General features: G+C 74.3%; 5 protein-coding genes. 2 read left to right on the top strand and 3 right to left on the bottom strand.

The genetic code is table 11. The features are described from left to right. Nucleotides 1-43 precede the first annotated feature (43 nt). On the top strand, nucleotides 44-493 hold the full coding sequence (locus tag ACR9ZG_RS18520) for an NUDIX domain-containing protein (RefSeq protein ID WP_481286312.1): 450 nt from the start codon (nucleotides 44-46) through the stop codon (nucleotides 491-493). On the opposite strand, the gene ACR9ZG_RS18515 is transcribed toward ACR9ZG_RS18520, so the two are convergent. Both ACR9ZG_RS18515 and ACR9ZG_RS18510 read right to left on the bottom strand, forming a co-directional pair. Next, nucleotides 480-1,313 carry a DUF3097 domain-containing protein gene (locus tag ACR9ZG_RS18515; RefSeq protein WP_481286315.1) on the bottom strand — a complete coding sequence of 278 codons (834 nt, stop codon included), beginning with the start codon at nucleotides 1,311-1,313 and terminating at the stop codon, nucleotides 480-482. The genes ACR9ZG_RS18520 and ACR9ZG_RS18515 overlap by 14 nt on opposite strands. Nucleotides 1,314-1,396: 83 nt before the next feature. Further along, the gene (locus ACR9ZG_RS18510) at nucleotides 1,397-1,693 is read right to left on the bottom strand and encodes a DUF6504 family protein (RefSeq protein WP_481286314.1); all 297 of its coding nucleotides are present in this window, start codon (nucleotides 1,691-1,693) and stop codon (nucleotides 1,397-1,399) included. 110 nt (nucleotides 1,694-1,803) lie between these two features. Here ACR9ZG_RS18510 and ACR9ZG_RS18505 point away from each other — a divergent pair, with 110 nt between their 5' ends. After that, entirely contained in the window at nucleotides 1,804-2,364 is a 561-nt protein-coding gene (locus tag ACR9ZG_RS18505; RefSeq protein WP_481286311.1) for a DUF1707 domain-containing protein, read from the top strand. Between the two features lie 24 nt (nucleotides 2,365-2,388). Here ACR9ZG_RS18505 and ACR9ZG_RS18500 read toward each other — a convergent pair whose 3' ends face one another. Then, complete coding sequence (locus ACR9ZG_RS18500) at nucleotides 2,389-3,468, bottom strand: VIT1/CCC1 transporter family protein (protein WP_481286313.1); 1,080 nt, start codon at nucleotides 3,466-3,468, stop codon at nucleotides 2,389-2,391. Nucleotides 3,469-3,503 lie beyond the last annotated feature (35 nt).

The raw sequence follows: 3,503 nt of genomic DNA, 5'->3' as shown, positions 1-3,503 counted from the left end.
GGGGCGAGGCGAGGCGAGGGGCGGGTCGGCGCACAATGGCTGCATGCGATCCACGTACCCGGCGGCCGTCTATCTCTGCCTGCGCGACGCACGCGGCCGCGTCCTCCTGCTGCGCCGCGCCGGCACCGGCTACCGCGACGGCGAGCTCGCCGTGCCCGCCGGCCACATCGAGCCGGGGGAGTCGGCCACCGCCGCGCTGCTGCGCGAGACCCGCGAGGAGCTCGGCCTCGACCTCCCGCGCGACGCCGTCCGCATGGCCCTCGTGCAGCACGGCATCGCCGACGGGGTCGCCTACGTCGACTTCTTCTTCACCGCGACGCTCGCCCCCGGGATGCGGCCGCGCCTGGCCGAGCCTGACAAGGCCTCCGAGCTGCTCTGGGTGCCGCTCGATGACCTGCCGGACGACGTCGTCCCGGTCATCCGCCACGCCCTCGACGCCCTGCGCCGCGGCGACACCTACACCGAGTACGGCTGGGGGCCTACGGCTCCGTGACGAAGTCGATCAGCTGCTCCACCCGCCCGAGCAGCTGCGGCTCCAGGTCGGCGTACGTGCGCACCTGCCCGAGGATGCGCTTCCACGCCCGCGCGATGTCGGCCTGCGTCTCGTGCGGCAGACCGAGCGCCGCGCAGATCCCGTGCTTCCACGGCACCGAGCGCGGGATGGTCGGCCACGCCTTCAGCCCGACTCGTTCCGGCTTCACCGCCTGCCAGATGTCGACAAAGGGATGCCCGACCACGAGCACGTGCTCGCCGTACGGCCCGCGCGCCACGGCCTCGGCGATCCGGCTCTCCTTGGAGCCTGGCACCAGGTGGTCCACCAGCACGCCGATGCGGCGCCTGCGGTCGGGCGCGAGGTCGCGCACGATCGCGTCGAGGTCGTCCACGCCTTCCAGGTACTCGACCACGACGCCCTCGACGCGGAGGTCGTCGCCCCACACGCGCTCGACGAGCTCGGCGTCGTGCCGGCCCTCCACGAAGATGCGGCTCGCCCGCGCGACCCTGGCCCGCTGGTCGCCGACGGCGAAGGAGCCGGAGGCGGTGCGCGTCCGCCCCTCCTGAGTGCGCTTCGGGACCACCAGCCGCACCGGCTCGCCCTCGATGAGGAACGCCGAGCCGAGCGGGAAGACGCGCTTCTTGCCGAAGTAGTCCTCCAGCTCGACGGTCTGGGCCTCCAGCCGGGTGATCGCGCCGCAGAAGCCGGTGCCGGCCTCCTCGACGACGAGGTCGCGCACGGCCTCCACCTCGGGAACGGGCTTGCGCCCCGCGTTCCTCCAGTCGCCGGCCAGCACGTCGGTTCCGTAGCGGTCGTCCATCACCCCAGCGAGGGTAGGCGATCCGCGGCGGGAGGCGGTGGAGGCTCGCCAGCGCACGGCCACGCGCCCGCGGGCGCCGCCCGTCAGTCGAAGACGCGCACCAGCCGCCAGCTGCGGTCCCCGGCGTCGTGGCGGACGTCGAAGACGTGCGCATCGCCGGTGTCGCTGGTCGCCTGGAACCGCCAGCCGCCGATCTCGCGCGGCAGCGTTCCGACGCCGTAGCGGTGCTCGCCGAACGGCCGCCACCAGGTGCACACCTCCGCCCACACCGTCGGGGTGTCGCTCACGCGGTAGCGCGTGGAGCGCCAGACCAGCCGGGTCGGGATGCCCTCGTCCGTCGTCCAGACGGCGACCGCCTCGTCGATGTCGGTCACCGGCACCACCTCCTCACTCGAACGTATGTTCGAATCCGAGTGTACGGCGATCCTGCGCCCGGCGCACCCCGAAGACGGCCTGTCGGGCCGCCCGCCCTGCTGCCATACTGAGCGTCATGTCCGACATCAGCGATCCCGCGGGCGCCTCGCTGCGCCTTAGCAACGACGAGCGCGAGCACGCGGTCGCGGCCCTGCAGTCGCACGCGGGGGCGGGGAGGCTCGACGACACCGAGCTGCAGTCGCGCACGGCCTCGGCCCGGTCGGCGGTCACGCGCGGCGACCTCGCGCCGCTGTTCGCGGACCTGCCGGGCGGCCTCCACCTCGACCCGGCCGGCGGCCACCACCCGGGCGCCGCGCAACAGCCCTCCGCGCAACCGCAGGATGCCGGCCAGCAGCCCTTCGCCGCCCAGCAGCCGTACGCGCCGCAGCAGCCGTACGCATCCCAGCAGTACGCATCCCAGCAGCCGTACGGCTACGGCGCCCCCGCGCCGCAGGGGGAGCCGACCGGAAGCCGCTGGGGCCTCCTGGTCGTGTCGATCATGCCGTTCATCGCGGTGATCCTGTTCTTCCTCACCGGAATGATCTGGGGCTACCAGTACAGCTGGCTGTGGTTCCTGCTGATCCCGCTGGCCGGCGCCCTGGTCTACGGAGTGGGCGGAACCCAGCGCCGGCGCTGATCCGCCGCCGAGAAGGCGCGCCTGCTAGCCGATCGTCGTCCCGAACAGCAGGCCGAGCAGGTACGTCGCGGCCGCCGCACCGAATCCGATGGCGAGCTGGCGCAGCGCGCGCTTGAGCGGCGACGCCCCCGAGAGGAGGCCGACGACCGCTCCCGTGCCGAGCAGCGCCACGCCGACGACCAGCGCCGACACGATCACGGCCGTGAGCCCGCCGAGCCCGAACAGGTACGGCAGGATCGGGATTAGCGCGCCGGAGGCGAAGAAGCAGAAGCTCGAGATCGCCGCGCCCCACGCGTTGCCGACGGCCTCGTGCTCGTCCTCCGCCTGCTCGGCGGCGGCGCTCGCCGAGATCGGGGCCGCCGCGACCGGGATAGGCGCCGTGTACGGCCGCAGCGACCGCAGCACCTCGGCCGCGTGCTCGTCCGCCTCCTCGGGGGACAGGCCGCGGGCACGGTAGACGAGCGCGAGCTCGTTGGCGTCGACGTCGAGCTGGGGGAGCGCCGACCGGGTCGCGGGGTTGGGTGTGGAAGCCTCCAGCAGTTCCCGTTGCGACCGCACCGACACGTACTCGCCCGCCCCCATCGACAGGGCGCCCGCGAGCAGGCCCGAGATGCCGGTCAGGAGGACGACGTGCGTCGCCACGCCGCTCGCGCTCACGCCGAGCACGAGCGCGAGGTTGCTGACCAGGCCGTCGTTGGCGCCGAACACCGCGGCGCGGAAGGTGCCGGAGAGCCGCTGCCGGCCGCGCGCGGCGAGGGCGCGCACCACCTCCTCGTGCACCTGCTCGTCGGCCGCCATGCGCGGGGTCGCGTCGGCGTCGGCCGCGTACGGCGACCGCGCCTCGGCCCGCTGGGCGAGCGCGAGGACGAACACCGACCCGAACCGCCGCGCGAGCCAGCCGAGCAGCCGGGTGCGCAGGTCGCCGCGCATCGGGCGGCCGACCTGGTCGCCGAGCAGGTCGAGCCAGTGCTGCTCGTGCCGCCGCTCGGCCTCGGCGAGGGCGAGCAGGATCTCGCGCTCCTCCCCGCTGCGGCGCTGCGCGAGGTCGCGGTACACGGCGGCCTCGGCGCGTTCGTCGGCCAGGTAGCGGCGCCAGCGGCGCAGGTCGGCGGGGGAGGGCGTGCGTGCGTCGGCAGAAG

This window comes from Leifsonia sp. KNZ12-8B (assembly GCF_056755495.1).
This window is presented reverse-complemented; position numbering and strand designations above follow the sequence as displayed.

Coding starts and splice junctions, on each gene's coding strand:
- ACR9ZG_RS18520 (WP_481286312.1), top strand. CDS start 44: ATGCGATCCACGTACCCGGCGGCCGTCTATCTCTGCCTGCGCGACGCA.
- ACR9ZG_RS18515 (WP_481286315.1), bottom strand. CDS start 1,313: ATGGACGACCGCTACGGAACCGACGTGCTGGCCGGCGACTGGAGGAAC.
- ACR9ZG_RS18505 (WP_481286311.1), top strand. CDS start 1,804: ATGTCCGACATCAGCGATCCCGCGGGCGCCTCGCTGCGCCTTAGCAAC.